The organism is Salinimonas profundi (assembly GCF_014750655.1).
Taxonomy (GTDB): Bacteria; Pseudomonadota; Gammaproteobacteria; order Enterobacterales; family Alteromonadaceae; genus Alteromonas; species Alteromonas profundi_A.
The window spans coordinates 938,006-955,479 of record NZ_JABBXD010000001.1 but is presented as its reverse complement, the minus strand read 5'-3'; the positions used below and the strand labels follow the sequence as shown (position 1 = coordinate 955,479).

Annotated in this window: 19 protein-coding genes and 1 tRNA gene; 9 read left to right on the top strand and 11 right to left on the bottom strand. The window is 48.3% G+C overall.

Going from position 1 to position 17,474, the window contains the following annotated elements; translation table 11 throughout:
- Window positions 1-233 precede the first annotated feature (233 nt).
- Window positions 234-1,913 carry a choline dehydrogenase gene (gene betA / locus HHX48_RS04175; protein ID WP_191022455.1) on the bottom strand — a complete coding sequence of 560 codons (1,680 nt, stop codon included), beginning with the start codon at window positions 1,911-1,913 and terminating at the stop codon, window positions 234-236.
- Window positions 1,914-1,922: 9 nt separating this feature from the next.
- Window positions 1,923-3,386, bottom strand: a complete 1,464-nt coding sequence (gene betB / locus HHX48_RS04170) for a betaine-aldehyde dehydrogenase (protein ID WP_191022453.1) — start codon at window positions 3,384-3,386, stop codon at window positions 1,923-1,925.
- A 434-nt stretch (window positions 3,387-3,820) separates the two neighbouring features.
- On the opposite strand from betB, the gene HHX48_RS04165 reads away from it, so the two are divergent.
- The 4 genes from HHX48_RS04165 to HHX48_RS04150 all read left to right on the top strand — a co-directional run bounded on the left by HHX48_RS04165 (window position 3,821) and on the right by HHX48_RS04150 (window position 6,968).
- Window positions 3,821-5,137 carry a putative bifunctional diguanylate cyclase/phosphodiesterase gene (locus HHX48_RS04165; RefSeq protein WP_191022451.1) on the top strand — a complete coding sequence of 439 codons (1,317 nt, stop codon included), beginning with the start codon at window positions 3,821-3,823 and terminating at the stop codon, window positions 5,135-5,137.
- Between the two features lie 65 nt (window positions 5,138-5,202).
- Entirely contained in the window at window positions 5,203-6,237 is a 1,035-nt protein-coding gene (astE, locus tag HHX48_RS04160) for a succinylglutamate desuccinylase (protein ID WP_191022449.1), read from the top strand.
- Complete coding sequence (locus HHX48_RS04155) at window positions 6,230-6,670, top strand: HIT domain-containing protein (protein WP_191022447.1); 441 nt, start codon at window positions 6,230-6,232, stop codon at window positions 6,668-6,670. Before astE ends, HHX48_RS04155 begins: the two co-directional genes overlap by 8 nt.
- The gene (locus HHX48_RS04150; protein ID WP_191022446.1) at window positions 6,642-6,968 is read left to right on the top strand and encodes a heavy metal-binding domain-containing protein; all 327 of its coding nucleotides are present in this window, start codon (window positions 6,642-6,644) and stop codon (window positions 6,966-6,968) included. Before HHX48_RS04155 ends, HHX48_RS04150 begins: the two co-directional genes overlap by 29 nt.
- A gap of 6 nt (window positions 6,969-6,974) precedes the next feature.
- Here HHX48_RS04150 and HHX48_RS04145 read toward each other — a convergent pair whose 3' ends face one another.
- The 4 genes from HHX48_RS04145 to HHX48_RS04130 are packed head-to-tail and all read right to left on the bottom strand — an operon-like array spanning window position 6,975 to window position 9,271.
- A complete protein-coding gene (locus HHX48_RS04145) occupies window positions 6,975-7,124 on the bottom strand; it encodes a DUF2897 family protein (protein ID WP_191022444.1) in 150 nt (49 codons plus the stop codon).
- Window positions 7,121-7,795, bottom strand: a complete 675-nt coding sequence (locus tag HHX48_RS04140) for a M15 family metallopeptidase (protein WP_191022442.1) — start codon at window positions 7,793-7,795, stop codon at window positions 7,121-7,123. Before HHX48_RS04140 ends, HHX48_RS04145 begins: the two co-directional genes overlap by 4 nt.
- Entirely contained in the window at window positions 7,792-8,925 is a 1,134-nt protein-coding gene (gene dapE / locus HHX48_RS04135; protein ID WP_191022440.1) for a succinyl-diaminopimelate desuccinylase, read from the bottom strand. Before dapE ends, HHX48_RS04140 begins: the two co-directional genes overlap by 4 nt.
- Complete coding sequence (locus HHX48_RS04130) at window positions 8,918-9,271, bottom strand: ArsC family reductase (protein ID WP_191022438.1); 354 nt, start codon at window positions 9,269-9,271, stop codon at window positions 8,918-8,920. The genes dapE and HHX48_RS04130 overlap by 8 nt, the downstream gene beginning before the upstream one ends.
- 285 nt (window positions 9,272-9,556) lie before the next feature.
- Between HHX48_RS04130 and HHX48_RS04125 the strand changes: the two genes are divergently transcribed.
- A complete protein-coding gene (locus tag HHX48_RS04125; protein WP_191022436.1) occupies window positions 9,557-9,988 on the top strand; it encodes an OsmC family protein in 432 nt (143 codons plus the stop codon).
- A gap of 3 nt (window positions 9,989-9,991) precedes the next feature.
- On the opposite strand, the gene HHX48_RS04120 is transcribed toward HHX48_RS04125, so the two are convergent.
- Window positions 9,992-10,456: a PTS glucose transporter subunit IIA gene (locus HHX48_RS04120; protein ID WP_191022435.1), complete on the bottom strand. Its 465-nt coding sequence runs from the start codon at window positions 10,454-10,456 to the stop codon at window positions 9,992-9,994.
- Window positions 10,457-10,461: 5 nt separating this feature from the next.
- On the bottom strand, window positions 10,462-10,845 hold the full coding sequence (locus tag HHX48_RS04115; protein ID WP_191022433.1) for an ACT domain-containing protein: 384 nt from the start codon (window positions 10,843-10,845) through the stop codon (window positions 10,462-10,464).
- A 490-nt stretch (window positions 10,846-11,335) separates the two neighbouring features.
- On the opposite strand from HHX48_RS04115, the gene HHX48_RS04110 reads away from it, so the two are divergent.
- The gene (locus HHX48_RS04110) at window positions 11,336-12,412 is read left to right on the top strand and encodes a patatin-like phospholipase family protein (RefSeq protein WP_191022431.1); all 1,077 of its coding nucleotides are present in this window, start codon (window positions 11,336-11,338) and stop codon (window positions 12,410-12,412) included.
- 135 nt (window positions 12,413-12,547) lie between these two features.
- A tRNA-Val gene (locus HHX48_RS04105) sits at window positions 12,548-12,624 on the top strand.
- An 83-nt stretch (window positions 12,625-12,707) separates the two neighbouring features.
- On the opposite strand, the gene guaD is transcribed toward HHX48_RS04105, so the two are convergent.
- Together guaD and HHX48_RS04095 are read right to left on the bottom strand one after the other, a co-directional pair.
- On the bottom strand, window positions 12,708-14,000 hold the full coding sequence (guaD, locus tag HHX48_RS04100) for a guanine deaminase (protein ID WP_191022429.1): 1,293 nt from the start codon (window positions 13,998-14,000) through the stop codon (window positions 12,708-12,710).
- 124 nt (window positions 14,001-14,124) lie between these two features.
- Window positions 14,125-14,577, bottom strand: coding sequence for a 2-oxo-4-hydroxy-4-carboxy-5-ureidoimidazoline decarboxylase (locus HHX48_RS04095; protein WP_191022427.1), 453 nt, complete (start codon window positions 14,575-14,577; stop codon window positions 14,125-14,127).
- Between the two features lie 207 nt (window positions 14,578-14,784).
- On the opposite strand from HHX48_RS04095, the gene HHX48_RS04090 reads away from it, so the two are divergent.
- Window positions 14,785-15,444, top strand: a complete 660-nt coding sequence (locus HHX48_RS04090; protein ID WP_191022425.1) for a TetR/AcrR family transcriptional regulator — start codon at window positions 14,785-14,787, stop codon at window positions 15,442-15,444.
- Between the two features lie 189 nt (window positions 15,445-15,633).
- Entirely contained in the window at window positions 15,634-15,888 is a 255-nt protein-coding gene (locus tag HHX48_RS04085) for a DUF3862 domain-containing protein (protein WP_191022423.1), read from the top strand.
- Between the two features lie 41 nt (window positions 15,889-15,929).
- Here the strand turns inward: HHX48_RS04085 and HHX48_RS04080 are convergent, their stop codons facing one another.
- Window positions 15,930-17,261, bottom strand: coding sequence for an NCS2 family permease (locus HHX48_RS04080; protein ID WP_191022421.1), 1,332 nt, complete (start codon window positions 17,259-17,261; stop codon window positions 15,930-15,932).
- Window positions 17,262-17,474: the final 213 nt, after the last annotated feature.

Below are 17,474 nucleotides of genomic sequence, written 5' to 3'. Positions count from 1 at the left end.
GGTTAAACAGCAACGGTCAGTTATTGTGCAAAAAAGTTGGCAGATGCACGTCCTGCTAGCGTATTTGCGCTGCGCAGAAGGGGGTTCCACACAGCAAGAGTAATGGTCAGCCTCTCGATTTTATCGCACGACTTGAGCGGTCGTGCGCGATGCAGGTAAAGCCAGACGCTTTACCTGTTGATTACGCAGCCCTGAATCGCCTTGTTCGACAGCATCGCTGCTGTCCTGGCGATTTAAGGTTGTGAGGCTGATAAAGACTGGCTTCGCTGAACGCTTTGCCAGTTTTGCTCTTCCACAACGGGCACATTTTCTACCGGCAACAGTGTATTGCCTAGAATGTGATCTGCCGCTTTTTCGGCGACCATTATTGTGGGGGCGTTCAAATTTCCGTTGGGGATCGTGGGAAACACAGACGAGTCTACGACATGAAGATTTTCGATCCCATGTACCCGTGTCTGAGAGTCCACTACAGCCATTTCATCTTCGCCCATTTTACAGGTACAGGATGGATGGTAAGCACTCTCCACAGCTTCTCTGACGAACGCATCTATCTGCTCGTCAGTCTGTACATCTTCACCGGGTTGAATTTCCTCGCCCCGATACTCATCAAACGCCGATTGCCCGATAATCTCTCTGGTTAATCTTACGCACGCCCTGAAACCTTCAATGTCGTCCTCGTGCTGGAGATAATTAAACTGAATAGCGGGTGCATCATCCACGCTGGCTGTCTTCGCTCTGACGAAACCGCGACTGCGCGGCTTATTGTGGCCGATATGGACCTGGAAGCCGTCGCCATCAAAAGCACTTTTGCCATCATAGCGAATGGCCGCAGGCAAGAAATGATACTGCAGATCCGGCCATTCAACGCCGGCTTTAGAACGAATAAAACCACAGGATTCAAAATGGTTCGTTGCACCAAGACCTGATTTGAATAACATCCAGCGCGCGCCGATAAGCCCTTTGGATACCATGCCCAGTTCACTATTAAGACTAACCGGTTGTTTGCAGCGAAACTGGAAGTAAAACTCCAGGTGATCCTGTAAGTTCTCGCCGACGCCGGGCAAGTGGTGGATGCAGTCTATTCCCGCTTTGGCCAGATGGGTTTTATCGCCAATGCCTGATAACTGAAGCAGGTGGGGTGAGCCAATAGAGCCTGCGCTCAGAATCACTTTTTTGCTGGCTGTGACATCAAACATATCGTCATCTTCCTGATAACGCACGCCGGTTGCCCGCTTGCCGTCCAGCAATACCTTGTGCACGGTTGCAAGAGTGATGATGGTAAGATTGTCTCTGTCTTTGATTGGATCAAGGTAGGCCCGCGACGACGAGCAGCGCTCCCCGTCTTTAACGGTCATATGCATAGGGCCGAAGCCTTCCTGCTGTGCGCCATTATAATCAAATGTTTCGGCGTAACCCGCCTGCTTACCGGCTTCGATAAATGTTTTATATAACGGGTTTTTCATTTCATTGCCGTTATTGGTACCCAGCGGTCCTTCACCACCGCGGTACTCATCGCCACCCATGTACCACTCTTCGGCACGTTTAAAATAAGGCAGACAATGCTGATAGTCCCAACCTTTTGCACCGCTTTGCTCCCACTCATCAAAATCCCGGGCATGGCCACGCACGTACACCATGCCATTGATTGATGAGGAGCCGCCCAACACCTTACCCCTTGGGCAATGCATTTTGCGTTTATTCAGATACGGTTCTTCCTCGGTATAGAACTGCCAGGCATATTTTTCGGTGTTCATCGGGATCGAAAGCGCGGTAGGCATTTTAATAAAAATACTTTTATCGCTACCACCGGTTTCAATTAGTAACACCTTGTTGTTACTGTCTTTTGATAAACGATTAGCCAGTACACAGCCTGCAGAACCGGCACCCACAATGATATAGTCATATGTTTCCATTTTGGCTCCTCAGAACGGGCTTTCGAGTTCGACCATGCCCATATAAACAGATTTAGTCTGGGTATACTGATTCAGCGTTTCGATGCCATTTTCCCGACCGATTCCTGACATTTTATAACCGCCAACCGGCATTTCTGCTGGCGACGCGCCCCAGCTGTTGACCCAGCAAATACCAGCCTGCAATTGATGGATAACTCTGTGCGCCCGGGTCACATTCTGTGTCATGACGCCGGCAGCCAGTCCAAGTGGGGTATTGTTTGCGCGGCGTATTGCTTCTTCCTCATCGCGAAATGACAGTACACTCATCACCGGCCCGAATATTTCCTCTTTTACGATAGTCATATCGTCAGTGCAGTCGGCGAAAATGGTAGGTTCAACAAAAAAGCCGCCTTTCGCATCATCCGGTGACATTGTATTGCCGCCGGTGACCAGACGCGCCCCTTCATTTTTTCCTTTTTCAATATAATCCATAACCAGATCAAGGTGAGGCTTGGAGATCATTGCACCAAAATTCACCTCGGGATCCATTGGATCGCCAGCACGGATGTTATTAGTGGTGCGCGATACCAACTCTTCCATGAATGCATCCATTATGCTCTCGTGAACAAATACCCGGGTACAATTGGTGCACACTTCGCCCTGGGTAAAGAAATTCCCCAGCATCGCGGCTGATACAGCCTGAGATATATCGGCATCTTCGAAGACCAGCAGCGGCGATTTACCACCCAACTCCATAGTGACATCTTTCAGGGTCGACGCGGCTGACTCAACCACTTTGCGACCCGTTGCCACTTCTCCGGTAAAGGAAACTTTTTCGATATCTTCATGTTGGGTAAGCCATTGCCCGACCTTACCGTCGCCAATGACGACATTGAAGACACCAGCCGGTACACCGGCTTCAATATAGATTTTGGCCAGCTCAATGGCACCGCGAGGGGTTTCCTCAGAAGGTTTAAAAATCATCGTATTACCCGCTGCAAGTGCAGGGGCTGATTTCCAACAGGCAATCTGAATCGGGTAGTTCCAGGCTCCGATACCTGCACATATGCCAAGTGGTTCTTTGCGGGTGTAATAAAAGTCGCCCCCCAAATCCTGTTGCTGGCCGACTTGCGTGGGAGCTAATGAGGCGAAAAATTCAATTACATCGGCACCGGTGACAACATCAACTTCACGCGCTTCCTGCAGCGGCTTGCCGGTATCCAGCACTTCGTGCCGGGCAAGTTCGTCATTATGCTCGCGCAATAACGCTGCTGCGCGATGCAAGACGCGGGCTCGTTCAACAGCTGGGGTGGCTGACCACTTCTTAAATGCTGCTTTGGCGCTTTCAATTGCTGCCTCTTGCACTGTTTCGTCAGCGACCTCAATGTCGTAAATCGCTTCGCCAGTACCAGGGTTCAGGACAGTAATTGTCTCACCGCTTTTATTTGCCATGAACTGGCCGTCAATGAAATTCTGTAAGCGGGGAAGGCTCATAGTTTACTCCATCGTTATTTGAGACGTGATGTCGTTTGCTCAGTCTGCCGCGATTCCAACAGGGCGGTCACGATGGTCCGTTTCGTAAACTGAAATTAAGTATATAGCTTATATACAAAAACAGCCTGCAAAACGGCTCACTTTTTACATAAGGAAAAAAGCAAAAGCAATTTCGCGAGAGGGCTGGCCATGCTATTGGTCGCAATGATCCGGTATTAATCGTATTCAGATGCACCCCCCTAAATTTGCAGTAAACTAGTGCTCAATTTGTATTCGGTATGGGCATGGTTCTATTAAGCGTGGTAGTGTGTTTGATACAGGTTTGAGAATCGTGTGTTTTGAAAGAACCTTATAGAGATGCCGCTATAAGGAGTATGTCTACCAGGTGTTAAAGGGCCCATCGGGAAGTAACATGTTTGTTGTTGTAGTAATTAATGCGTACGCTTTTTAAATCACTGGCAGCTATTCCGGATCGGACTGCATTTATACAACGCGCTGAAGCGGTAGGGCTTTCCTGTGACAGGTGTGCTGCACTTATTGTTGATGTAGCGGGCTTTTCTGATGTGAGCACCAGCATGAGCCTGGCATCAGGTGATCGTCTTTTACTTCAAATTGCAAACCGGCTGTCCAGCCTGTTTGACAATGTCGCGGCGTTTGGCAGATTAAACGGTGACGTGTTTGCCATTATGTTTACCAGCGGCACGACCTCTGGTGCCATGCGTCGAAGAGCAGAAGCGCTCAACGCGCATTTTTCCACGCCAGTAAGTTACGCTGAACACACTTTTATTGCCGAGTTTCATATCGGGGCGGTGGTAGGTCGTCAGAGACGTTTTTGTGTTTCTGCGTTTATTACCCAGGGCGAGAATGCGCTCCGGCAAGCCAAAAAGAATCGTTATGAGCGCTTTGCTATTGCCAGCGGGTCGTCACCTGACTTTGCGACCGGGCAGCGTGTTGCGCTGAAAGCTGATTTACATCGGGCGATCAGTCAACACGAACTTGCGTTGTATTTTCAGCCCAAAGTCAATTTACAAACCCTTGAAATTGTCGGTGCTGAATGCTTACTGAGGTGGGACCATCCGGTAGATGGTATCATTTTGCCCGGCCCCATTATTGAGGCGGCGCAGTCTTATCAAATGATGCGGGAGTTGGCGTACTGGACGCTACAACAGGCATGTTGCGCACTAAGCTATCTGGCCAAACAAAATATTTTCATACCGTTATCGATAAATATTTCTCCAACGCAACTCTACGACAGTCAGCTGATTCCGCAAATTCAGACCCTGTGTAACGATTTTGCGCTGGATCCATCGCGTCTGGAGCTTGAACTGACTGAAGATGTTGCCTTGTCCAACTCTGCCATGGTCACAGAGCAGATTACCAAGCTGCGCCAGATCGGGGTGGGTGTCGCCATTGATGATTTTGGCAAGGGCTACTCAAATCTTACAGCAATTCGTGATTTGCCAATTTCATCGCTGAAAGTAGACAAAGCATTTGTCTTACAACTGCATCGCGATCCTATGAATGAGGCCATTCTTCAGGCAGCGTGCCTTATTGGCAACGCAAAGGGCTGTGAAGTTGTGGCTGAAGGCATCGAGTCGGTAGCGCACTTACACATACTCAGACGTCTGAATGTGGTCAAAGGGCAGGGCTTTTTATTTTCCAAAGCCGTTCCCTTTCGCGATTTTATCGCGTTGTACCATCAGGAAATAATCATTGGTAGCTCGCCCTTGCGGCAAAAGTTAACGCAGTAGGATTTGGCTTTTAGATAAGGATCTGGGTAGACTTGGCATCGGTTTGAACAACGATTTTAAATTCCATGCAAGCAGAACTTATTCAGTCCGGTGATTTTTTACATCGCTCCCGCACTCAGCCTTCTTCTTTCGAACATCCATTGTCTTTCACGCTGGATAACGGTGTGCAGGTGAATATTCAGGCGCCCGGTATCATTGCATTTGAACCGGCAAAACCTGCAGATACGCCAAAAAGCATCGTGTTATCCTGCGGCGTTCACGGCAACGAAACCGCGCCGATTGAATTATGTGATGCGTGGGTTGCCAACATACTGACGCAGAAAATGACACCGGCTCACCGCATACTTTTTTTATTCGGTAATCTGCCGGCAATGGATATTGCCGAACGTTTTGTCGATGAAAATATGAACCGGTTGTTCAGCGGCGCGCATTCTGACGGACAGGGGCTGATTAATGCGGAGCGTCATCGTGCTAAAGCGTTGGAGGAAGCGGTTACATCTTTTTTTGCGGGTGCCAGCGCAGAACGCCTTCATTATGATTTGCATACCGCTATCCGTGAATCTAAAAACGAAAAATTTGCCGTTTATCCGTTTTTGCATGAGCGGACGCACAGCAGAGAACAAATTGCATTTCTGGCAGCCTGCGGCGTGAAAACGATTTTGCTAAGTCAGAGTCCTACAACGACCTTTAGCTATTACTCAAGCCACGTTCACCAGGCACATGCATTTACCGTTGAACTGGGTAAGGTCAGGCCGTTTGGTGAGAATGACATGTCCCGCTTTGAGGATGCGCGTGTGGCCATTACCGCATTGATAGCTGAGGCAGATTACGCGCCCGAGGTGGATCTGGAAACAGTTGAGATTTACACCGTCAATCAGGTGATCAATAAACAAAAAGAAGATTTTAAACTGCATTTTGCCGATGATACGCCCAACTTCACAGACTTTAAGGCCGGAACAGTGTTAGCCACAGAAACCGGTGCTGAATATGTGGCGCAGCAGGATGGTGAGGCGATTGTTTTTCCGAATGCCAATGTCGCTATCGGCCAACGGGCAATCCTGACCGTGGTACCCACCTCACTAGGCAGCGACAATGTTTGAACTGGACAGCCGGTTACAGGCGGATACTGAACTGATCGGCGACATGCCCCTGTGCCGCGCACTTTTAATGAATGACAGCCAGTTTCCGTGGGTGATTCTGGTGCCCAGAGAACCTGGTGTACGTGAACTGTTTGAGCTGGACGAAACGAAACAACATCAGTTTCTGAAAGAATCAGCAATGGTGTGTCGTGCGCTGACAACGTTGTACCTACCTGAAAAGCTCAATGTTGCGGCGCTGGGAAACGTGGTGGCGCAGCTACACGTACATCATGTGGCACGGTTCAGCGATGATATAGCCTGGCCATCGCCTGTGTGGGGGCGTCAGCCAGCTGTACCTTATACCGCCGATGCCTTGCAGCGGCATAAACATAATCTACAACAATATCTGATTAAGGAGAGATCCAGTGATACTGACAACCACCCCAACGATTGAAGGCCATACTATAGAGCAGTATCACGGCATCGTTATTGGTGAAGCGGTCATGGGCGCCAATGTGTTCAAAGATTTTTTTGCTTCCATCAGAGATATTGTCGGCGGACGCTCAGGGGCCTATGAAGACGAGCTGACAAAAGCGCGTAAAATGGCTTTTTCAGAACTTGAGCAGGAAGCGCGCAATATGGGCGCTAATGCGGTGGTCGGAATTGATATTGACTATGAAGTAATGGGCGATAAGGGCAGTATGCTGATGGTCAGCATCAGCGGTACAGCGGTAAGGGCTGCGGGGTTGTAGTGCCCGCTACCATTTATCCTCATTGTCATCATCGTACTTACGTGGCTCGTAATCAGGCGGCACGTTAAACTTTTTGTTTGCGCGCAGCAGCAGAATATTGCCGGCGATCAACCCGATCACCAAAGCGATGATCAAAATTATCCAACCCAGACTCATGACGAAGTTCCCTTATTCAGTACATATTGTTCATACAGGGTTTCGATGTGTTTGATCACAATCTGTTTGCCTTCCATGTCACTGTTGCGAAGGGCATCAGCAAGTGTTGCGCAACATCGCGACTGCTCGAAGCGGGTAGCGGTTTGCTGATGCGATAAGTGCCACAGCTCACAGGCCACTCCGCCATGCCAGTTTAAAAAAGGTCGCATGAATCCGTAGGAGCCGGCATGTTCATCCAGCCACAGAGCCAGCGCTGCACAGGGGCCGTTGTCGCGATATTCTGCATCAACCAAAGAAAAATCATGACGACGTTTCATAACGCTTTCTTTATCGTAAACATCTATATCGGTCCCCCAATGGTGGCGACTTCCGCCGGGCAGGGCAGACCAGGTCAGTATGGCATGAAGCTTTTCAACGTCACTAAGTCTGGCATGATTTAGCGGTACGCCATCCAGGTCTAATAGCGGTAGTTCACCACGCCATTTACGGTTCCAGATACTCAGCTGTCGGTTAAAATCTCTGAAACTGCTGACCAACTGGCAATCGACGCCGTCGGCCCTGGCAGCATCCTGCAAAGCGACGAAAGGGCCGACAACATCAGAATGTAAGCGGTGACCGTTACCCGCATCACACAGCCAGGGATTATCGATACCTAACCAGGCAGTACTCATGCGAGCAATCTCACCATAGTCTGATAATAAATTTCTTCCAGTGATTCCAGGTCGCTCATCTTCACACATTCATCAATCTTGTGGATGGTGGCATTTACCGGGCCAAGCTCGATAACCTGCGCACCGGTAGGTGCAATAAAGCGTCCGTCAGAAGTGCCGCCGGCCGTAGACAGCTCAGCCGGCGAGCCGGTCACCGATGTTATAGCTGACTGAACGGCATCAACCAGCTCACCACTGTCAGTTAGGAAAGGCTGGCCGTTAAAGGTCCAGTCCAGTGAGTACTCAAGGTTGTGGCTATCCAGAATCGTTGTGACTCTGTCGATAAGCTGATTATCGGTAACTTCCGTAGAAAATCGAAAATTGAAACAGACGTTCAATTCACCGGGAATAACATTTCCTGCGCCGGTACCCGCATGCAGATTAGAGATCTGAAAGCTGGTGGGGGGGAAGAACGTATTGCCATCATCCCAGTGCGTGCGGGCAAGCTCTGACAACGCCAGTGCGGCCTCATGAACAGGATTGCGTGCCAGGTGAGGGTAGGCAACGTGACCTTGTATACCCTGAACCGTTAAATTACCGGTCAGTGATCCACGGCGTCCGTTTTTAACCACATCACCAACAAACTCGGTACTGCTGGGCTCGCCCACAATACACCAGTCGATTTTTTCGTTCCTGGCTTCCAGCGTATCCACAACGCGGGTTGTACCATTAATAAATGGCCCTTCTTCATCACTGGTAATCAAAAAGGCGATACTGCCCCGATGCGTCGGATAATCACTGACAAATCGCGATGTCGCTGTCAGCATTGCGGCAAGGCTGCCTTTCATGTCTGCCGCGCCCCGTCCATGCAGGTAGCCTTCTTTTTCGGTGGCGACAAAAGGGGGCGTTTGCCACGCACTGGCAGGTCCGCTGGGAACAACATCAGTATGCCCGGCAAAGCACAGAAGCGGGCCTTGTGTGCCGCGTCTGGACCAAAGGTTTGTGGTGTCTTCAAACACCAGACTTTCGTTCTTGAACCCTGCTGAGGCCAGGATTGCCTGCATCATTTCCTGACATCCGGCATCCTCAGGCGTAACAGATTTTCTGTTGATCAAATCTTTAGCCAGCGCAATGACGCTTGAATCACTCATGGTTGAAAATTTCCTCATAGTCATCAGATTTGAAACCAACATAAAGTGATGCGTTGTGGCTCAGCACGGGGCGTTTAATGATGGCGGGGGAGTCAGCCATAATGTCCAGCGCAGTGTCTCTGGTCATATTCGTTTTAGTCTGCTCATCCAGCTGACGGTACGTTGTACCGCGTTTGTTTAATAAGGTCTCCCAACCGAGTTTTGCCTCAGTCTGCTCAAGCCACTGACGGCTTAACCCGTCTTTACGAAAATCGTGAAACTGGTAGTTAATGTTGTTTGTCTCCAGCCACTTTTTCGCCTTCTTTATCGTGTCGCAATTACTAATGCCATAAAGCGTCGTTGTCATTCATCTATTCCTAAACATTTTTCAGCAGTTTATCGCTTCATTTATGGCGATGCAAAACGACGCTTACCCAAGAATTGTAAATAAAAAGTGTGCTGCAAAAGGTACAGAGTCGCTGCACTTATTACAGCTATATCGCTTCTGACCAACGCAAAGAATTTAAGAATATCGGCTCCAGGGCACGTCTTCACTGACTTGTTGCGACGATGAGGCGAGTCGGCATGCCCTGTGCATCTGTCTAAGCAAGTTGTAAAACACGTAATTCATTATAGCGACACAGGAGATAACATGGCGATTGTAAAAACAGCTTCAGCACATTATCAGCCACTGGGTAAAGAAGGTCAGGGTCATGTAAGCCTGGCAAGTGGTGCGCTTTCTGAACAACCTTACGGTTTTAACACGCGGTTTGAAGACAAGCCTGGTACTAACCCGGAAGAAATGATCGCCGGTGCCCATGCAAGTTGTTATGCAATGGCATTATCATTTGCATTAGCCGATGCAGGCTATGACAGCGGTGAGCTGAAAGTCGATGCGGAAGTTACTCTGGAAAAAGACGGTGACGGTTTTGCTGTTACACGCTCAGCGCTTACACTGGATGCCAAAGTTAGTGGAATCGATGAAAGTGAATTTTCAAATATCGCGAAAGATGCGAAAGAAAATTGCCCGATTTCAAAGTTATTAAAGGCTGAAATTACGTTAGAGTATAATTTTTCTAACTAAGCGCTAAATTTCCAGCGACATCAAAGAATCTTCTAAAGCCAGGTACTGCCTGGCTTTTTTTATATCTACTTGTTTTAACTTTGCCGCGTTAACGAGCATAATCATGGCTGTCAGCGAATCAACCTGTTTGAGAAGTGCAGGGTTAAATTGCATAAGCAATGTTCCTTTTGAAACCTTCTTACCTGCTGGCTGCATAACCTGACACCCCTGAGTGTGAAGTTTGCGCGTGGCATTTCCGATCCTAAACCAGAACTGCAGACCATTTAAACAGGTATAGCGAACACTGTAGTTCAGAAGATCAACCTGACTGAGGTACCCGTCAAATGGCGCAAAAAGCTGTGAGCCTGTCACATTGAGGAAAACTGTAGCGTCGAACAGCGTCTGATACATACTGACAGGCGCTGAACCATTGCATAATGTACCTGAAACAGGGCTTGGGATATCGATACGGCGTGGAGATACTGACATAGCCGTTATTCGTTCACCGTATATCCTGCTTGACGCAACGCACTTACCGCTACACTCAGTTTATTGTCTTTTACCAGGAAAAAGTCTGTATCAAAGGTGGAAACGATAAAAATGCTGACTTTTGCTCTTGCCAGTACCTGGCCGATTTGCGCCATGATCCCTACCATAGAAAGCTGTAAAGGGCCTATTAATTCAAGGACTCGCCAGTTTTTATCGACATCCACAGAATCAATTTCAAGGGTGTCAGGAACAACGAGGGAAAGTTGATCGCCGGTTTTACCAATGAAATAGATATCACTGTTAAAAACACTCTGCGGAATGACCTCATCAGGCTCCATCGCGTGGATGTTGAATTGTTGTGGTAAAACGGCCAGCGTTTGAATAGCCATGGTTTGCAACTTTAACTGCCAGAAGAGATAGGTATTAAATCACTATCTTGGGATAAGTGCCACGTGTTATCCACGCATTCTGTGGATAACCTTGTTAAGTAGTTTGGGGCTTGGTTGTAACATTATGATTTTAAAGGTTTAAAAATATTGTGTAATTTTTACCCAGTGGATAAAAAACACTTATTCCCAAGCATTTTCCTGTTCCTGTGTCTAGCTGCTGACATTAAAAATACCGGCTTTTTTTCAAAAAAAACGGGGTTATATAAGTTGACATCAGACCAGTTATATACACAGTTTGCTGCTGATCGTATAAATTTTAAGTCGTTAAAGATGCAGTATTCCAATCCGCGGATCAGCGATCGGAGGGACATGATGTATGAAAACCGAAATACAATTTTGTGATAAATATGTATTTGAAACGCAAATTCCAGCATGCCGCGTAAAAATGATACATTAACCTTAAAGTGATGAATAAGTTGTGGTGACAGATGTGAGTGCTCCTTTAGATATTTTTGCAGGTCCGCGGGCCCTGCGCTTGCTCAAGAAACATGGTTTTCATCCATTGCTGTTTGATTATTTTATCGGGGCATCCGGTGGTCCCAAATGGTTTGTATTAACCGGGCTCGACAGAGTCATGTTTCCTGAGTATTTCAGCAGCCGGGGCGGACAAATGCAGATTATTGGTTCGTCAGCAGGGGCTTTCAGAGCAGTTTGTGCAGTGCAGCGGGATCCTTTGGCCGCCATCAATCGTCTGGCCACGCGCTACGCCAATACCGTTTACTCAGACAAGCCAACATCCCGGGAGATCACTGCAAAAGCTAAATCATTGTTAAGCGATATGCTGGGAGAGCATGGTCAGGAGGATGTATTGACCAATCCCAGATTTAAAGCACATATCATCGCAGCGCGCTGTAAAGGGCTGGTATCTGGACAAGGAAAACTTTCACAGTTATCGGGGCTGGCATTAAGCGCAGCAGCGAACGCTCTGCACAGGAAACATCTCCAGCGCAGTTTTACGCGAACCCTCTTTTCAGCACCAGACAGTAGTCTGGAAATTTACGATCCATATGGGCTTAAAACCGAGCGTGCTGAACTGGGATTCAACAATATTAAAGATGCGCTGCTTGCCTCCGGCTCGATACCTATGGTGCTGGACGGGGTGACGAATATCATTGGCGCCAAACCAGGTGTCTATCGGGATGGCGGCATCATTGATTATCACTTTGACCTGGCGTTCGGTCCGCATAAAGGGCTGGCATTGTATCCGCATTTTTATCCAAGACCAGTAACAGGGTGGTTTGATAAAGCGCTTAAAAAGCGTCTGGTGCATGCTTCAAGTTATGATAGCGTGGTTATGGTCGTGCCCTCAGCCAGCTTTGTGGAAAGTTTGCCGTATCAGAAAATTCCGGATCGAAAAGATTTTGAAACCATGAGCCCGGAACAACGCATACCGTATTGGGAGACTGTCATCAGTGAGTCTGACAGGCTGGGCGACCATTTTATGCAACAGGTTGAAAACGATACGATTATGGATGACGTAAAGCCGTTACCCTTTAATTGTTTTTAGCGTTTGGTGTGATTTTAGGAAGATACGCTCACCAAATGAGCAAACAGTTCACACAATGCAAAAAATGCCTTGATTGAATGCAATGCCCCCGTTATGATACGCGCCATCTTAACGCATCAGCCGTTAACGACCTATGCGTCTATAGCTCAGTTGGTTAGAGCGCTACCTTGACATGGTAGAGGTCCCCTGTTCGAGTCAGGGTAGACGCACCACTTTCCTTACGTTCTACTTATTCGTTCGCCGCATTCATTGAAACGCACCCGTACGACGCCCCGCAATTGATTAGGGCATTTTACTATTTCTCATATTGGCACTGACCGGCAATCCAGGTTTGATATATCGCCCGATCGTCACCCAGCATGCTCAGGGCAAATAGCATATCCTGGGCAGAATGGCTGTTTTCAAGACGCATCGCGGTGAGCTCATCAAACACCGGATCAAGCACCACGAAGTCGGCGACGGTACCCGGATTCAAGTTGCCGATGCTGTCATCTAAACCGTAGGCTACAGCTGGCCCTTGCGTCATACTGTACAGCCCCTGAAGCGCTGAAAAAGTCTGACCGTTTAACTGCGCCACTTTATAGCCTTCGCCATACGTTTTGAGCAAGTTAAAGCTGGTGCCAGCGCCAACATCCGTTGCCAGAGCCAGGTGCACGCCCGCATGCCGTGCTTTATCCAGATTAAATAATCCACTGCCTAAGAATAAATTAGATGTCGGGCAAAATGCGGCGGTTGCGCCACTTTCTGCCAGCCTTGACCATTCGTTGTCTGTCATATGAATACAGTGTCCGAATACGGCTCTGGGGCGCACCATGTGGAACCGGTCGTAAACATCAAGGTAGCCATCAGATTGAGGATACAATGATTTTACCCACTCAATCTCATCCATATTTTCAGACAGGTGAGTTTGTATGAAGACATCAGGATACTGCTGTGCCAATTCGCCTAACGCATGCATCTGATTTTCAGTGCTGGTAGGGGCGAAACGTGGCGTTAGGGCGTAAAGATTTCGGCCTTTTTTGTGCCACCTACTGATTAACTGTGCACTTTGCAGCTGCGCGGTGTCTGCCGAATCCTGTAACCAGTCCGGGCAGTTTCTGTCCATGCAGGTTTTCCCGGCAATGATACCCATATTTATGTCAGAGGCAGCCTCAAATAACGCATCGGCAGCATCCGCGTGCACCGATGAGAACACCAGACCCGTGGTGGTTCCATTTTTAATCAGTTGTCTGATGAAGGCAGGCGCAACCTGCCGACAATAATCAGGCTCAGAGAACTTACTTTCGGTGGGAAAGGTATACTGCTCAAGCCAATGAAGTAACTGTTTACCATAACAGGCAATCATTTCAGTTTGCGGGAAGTGTAAATGGCTATCGATAAAACCGGGTACAATCCATTTGCCGCGAAAATCATGCTGTGTTGCGTCAGGATACCTGTCACAGATATCTGCATATTCGCCCATTGCGACAATTTTGTCCTGCGCAATAACCAGCGCCCCGTCACTGAAGCATTCAGCCTCTGTGTCCGGTTGGGTGGTTGGGTGGGGGAAGTGCACGATACCAGCACGAAATAGGTCGTGTTTACTCACTGACAGCCTCGAATAGTTACAACAAAAAACAAAAAAAATTTATCAGGCAAGCGCTGTAGCGGTTGCTGCGGGAGTTTACAGGGGCTTTCACCCCAGAGCAAGGGGGCATCTTTTTGAATTGAGGTTACCGGTCCAAACGTATTTGCATGCGTTTTTTTATAAGCTCACCAAAACAGCTGTGCGCGGTGGACAATTCCTGATCTGTCGATTGGTTTAGGCGTTCATCGAGTTCGTTGATGACATCATCCACTGATTTGTCAGTGGTCGAGGTGATAAAAATGAAGCCGTGCTTTTTAAGATACTCCATATTCATCGTATTAAAGTTCAGCTTTTTATCAGCGCTGACATCGTCGGTAATCATGCTTATTTTCAACAAAGGTTCTGCGGCCAGCGCCTCGCGATAATCACTGTCTGAAAGTGATTTCCAATGTGTTACTGCGGCTTCCTGAACGGCCTGAACAGAGTGATATGGGCGGCTTTCGACCATACAGCTTATCCAGCTTCTGGCTGCACAAATATGGCTGAACCAGTCTGCGGCGCCGGCAAGAGACATAGTATTGAGTTTATCCAGTGTCATCGTCTTTCCTTTGTTCTTGCATTACAGTCAAGCAGACTACGATCTTGCTTTGTTAACATTATACACCGCCATTACCGTTGTGGATGAATAAGGTAAGCTGCATGTACATGTATTGTTGCGTTGCAAAAATACTGTGGCACTATTATGCGCCTTATTTTTTGAAATCTGACACCCCTTGTAGAGGTGTTGACAGCTATCGGGTCAGGCATGGCAAAAAGTACAGCAGGGTCATCCGTAGGTGATAAAAATCGTCGCTTGATATTACAGGCCGCAGAACAGACTTTTGCACAATGTGGTTTTGGTGGGGCGTCAGTACAAAAAATTGCCGATACGGCAGGTTTACCAAAAACCAATGTGCTTTATTACTTCAAGTCAAAGCAGGCGTTGTATCAAACCATCCTGTCGCGCATCCTGACACTTTGGAACTCCCGCTTCGATCAGGCTACCGGTCAGGACGATCCGGCCATAACCCTGGCCGAGTACATCAGCGAAAAAATGACTTTGTCGCAAACACACCCGTTACTCTCACGCATTTTTGCCATGGAAATTATAAATGGTGCCCCAAACCTGAACGAGGCTTTTAATGAGGCGCATAAGGCCTGGATGGCGTCTCGCGTAGCGGTCATTCAACAATGGATTGATGCTGGAAAAATGGATCCGGTCGATCCGGCGTTTCTGTTGTTCAATATCTGGGGAAGCACGCAGCACTATGCCGATTTCGCCACTCAGATAACACATCTTCAGGGGCAGAAAATGACCAGGGCCGATTTTAATACCGCCACCAACACGTTGATTAATATGGTCTTAAAAGGATGTGGTCTGACAGTGCCAAAAAAGTATGAAACGCCGGTGTCAGATGGACAGTAAAAATACGGCGATTTTTCGTTGCCAATAACATCAGCCCACGTCATGATGGATGTATCGTTTATTGTGAATGTATCAGACAGATGATTTCAGGTATTAAATTTTATCCGCTAGTCATCACGTTGGTGTAGATAAGGCATAACTAATACGTGTAATAACTGTCTGGTAGTGTGAAAGACAGGTGAAGGACAAATGAAACGCACGATAATGATCGTTGGTGGTGTGCTTTTGATGCTGACCGGGTGTTCAAAGCTGACTCAGGAAAATTACGATAAACTCGAAATGGGAATGTCGCAGGCCGAAGTGGAAGATGTACTGGGTTCAGCAGAACGCTGCAGTCGCTCACTGGGCACGCAGAGTTGTCTCTGGGGTGATGAAGAGAGTAAACACATCAAAGTGATGTTTATGAATGATCAGGCAGTGACTTTCTCTTACGAAGGTATCTAAGCGCCACGCGCCCGGCACCATAGTAGCCAGGCGCGGCAGATTTATTTCAAATCCAGTGCGTAACGCAGCAGAAAAATCAATGCCAGCGCGTAGGTAAGCAGGCTAACCTCACGTGCCTTGCCCGTACCCACCATCACCGTTACATAGGTGATGAAGCCCAGGGCAATCCCCTCGCTGATGCTGAAAGTAAGCGGCATCGCCAGTAGCGCCACCGATGCTGTCGCCAAGGCTCCCAAATCATCAAAATCCAACTGCCGGATAGAGTCCATCATTAAAATGCCCACCATGATAAGCGCTGGTGTCGTGGCCATTAATGGGATCACCTCCATCAACGGGGTAAACAGAAGTGACAGTAAAAAGCAGGCCGCAACGGTCAGCGCGGTGAGTCCGGTGCGACCGCCTGCAGATACACCGGCTGCTGACTCTACGTAACTTGTTACCGGTGAGGTGCCTAACGCAGCGCCGGCAATACTTGCGGTTGCGTCAGCATTCATCGCTGAACCAATACGCGGCAGTTTTCCGTGATCATCCAGCAGATGCGCGCGTCGCGAGACGCCTATCAGCGTGCCGATAGTATCGAACATATTGACAAACATCAGCGCAAAAATCAGGTCCCAGGTTTCTGAGAAGTGCTCAATCGGATACCACAAGTCCATCGCCATCCAGGTTTTCTGAATGCCATGGGGCACGCCGACAATAGCATCCGGCCTGGCCGTGAGCATCCCGTCAGCGGTGGGAATGAACAGACCGATGATGCTCAGCACAATAATCGACAATAAAATACCACCGGTAATTTGTTTTATAACAACTACGATTGTCAGTAAAATGCCAGCCAGCGCTAGCATGGTTGATGGTTCTGATAAGTCGCCCAGCGTGACAAACGTTGCCGGATGATCAACCACCAGCCCGGCATTTCGCAAGCCGATGAATGCGATAAACAGGCCGATACCGCATTGTACGCCTATTTTAAGAGATGCCGGGATGGCTTCTGCCACTTTGGTTCGGACGCCGGTAAGGGTCAGCAGCAAAAATAATATTCCGTTCCAGAAAACAATCCCCAGTGCCGCCTGCCAGGAAATGTCCCGGGTCATACAAATCGTAAAAGCAAAAAATGCGTTGAGCCCCATACCCGGCGCCAGTGCGATGGGGTAGTTAGTCATCACTGCCATCAACATTGTACCGATACAGGCAGAAAGTGCAGTGACAGTGATCAGGCCCTCAACCGGCATACCACTAAGGCCAAGAATACCGGGGTTCACCACCAGAATGTAGGACATGGCTGCAAATGTGGTCAGGCCGGCAAGCATCTCGGTTTTGACCGTCGTGCCGTGCTCGGAAAGCTTAAAAAATTTGTCCAGAAATGATGATGACATGGATTTACTCGTACTGAAAAATGACAATGGGTGTACAGCACTGCGGACAACGAGTACATTGACCATTTGGTCAGGTAGTAGGGTGCCTTGAGCTGAACACAAATCAGCACCGCGAAGGATGGCTTTATAGCCAAGATGTAAAACATTCCTGGCAACCATATCATTGAGTAAATTGAAAATGGCTTTTAAGACATGCGTTTAATGACTAGAATA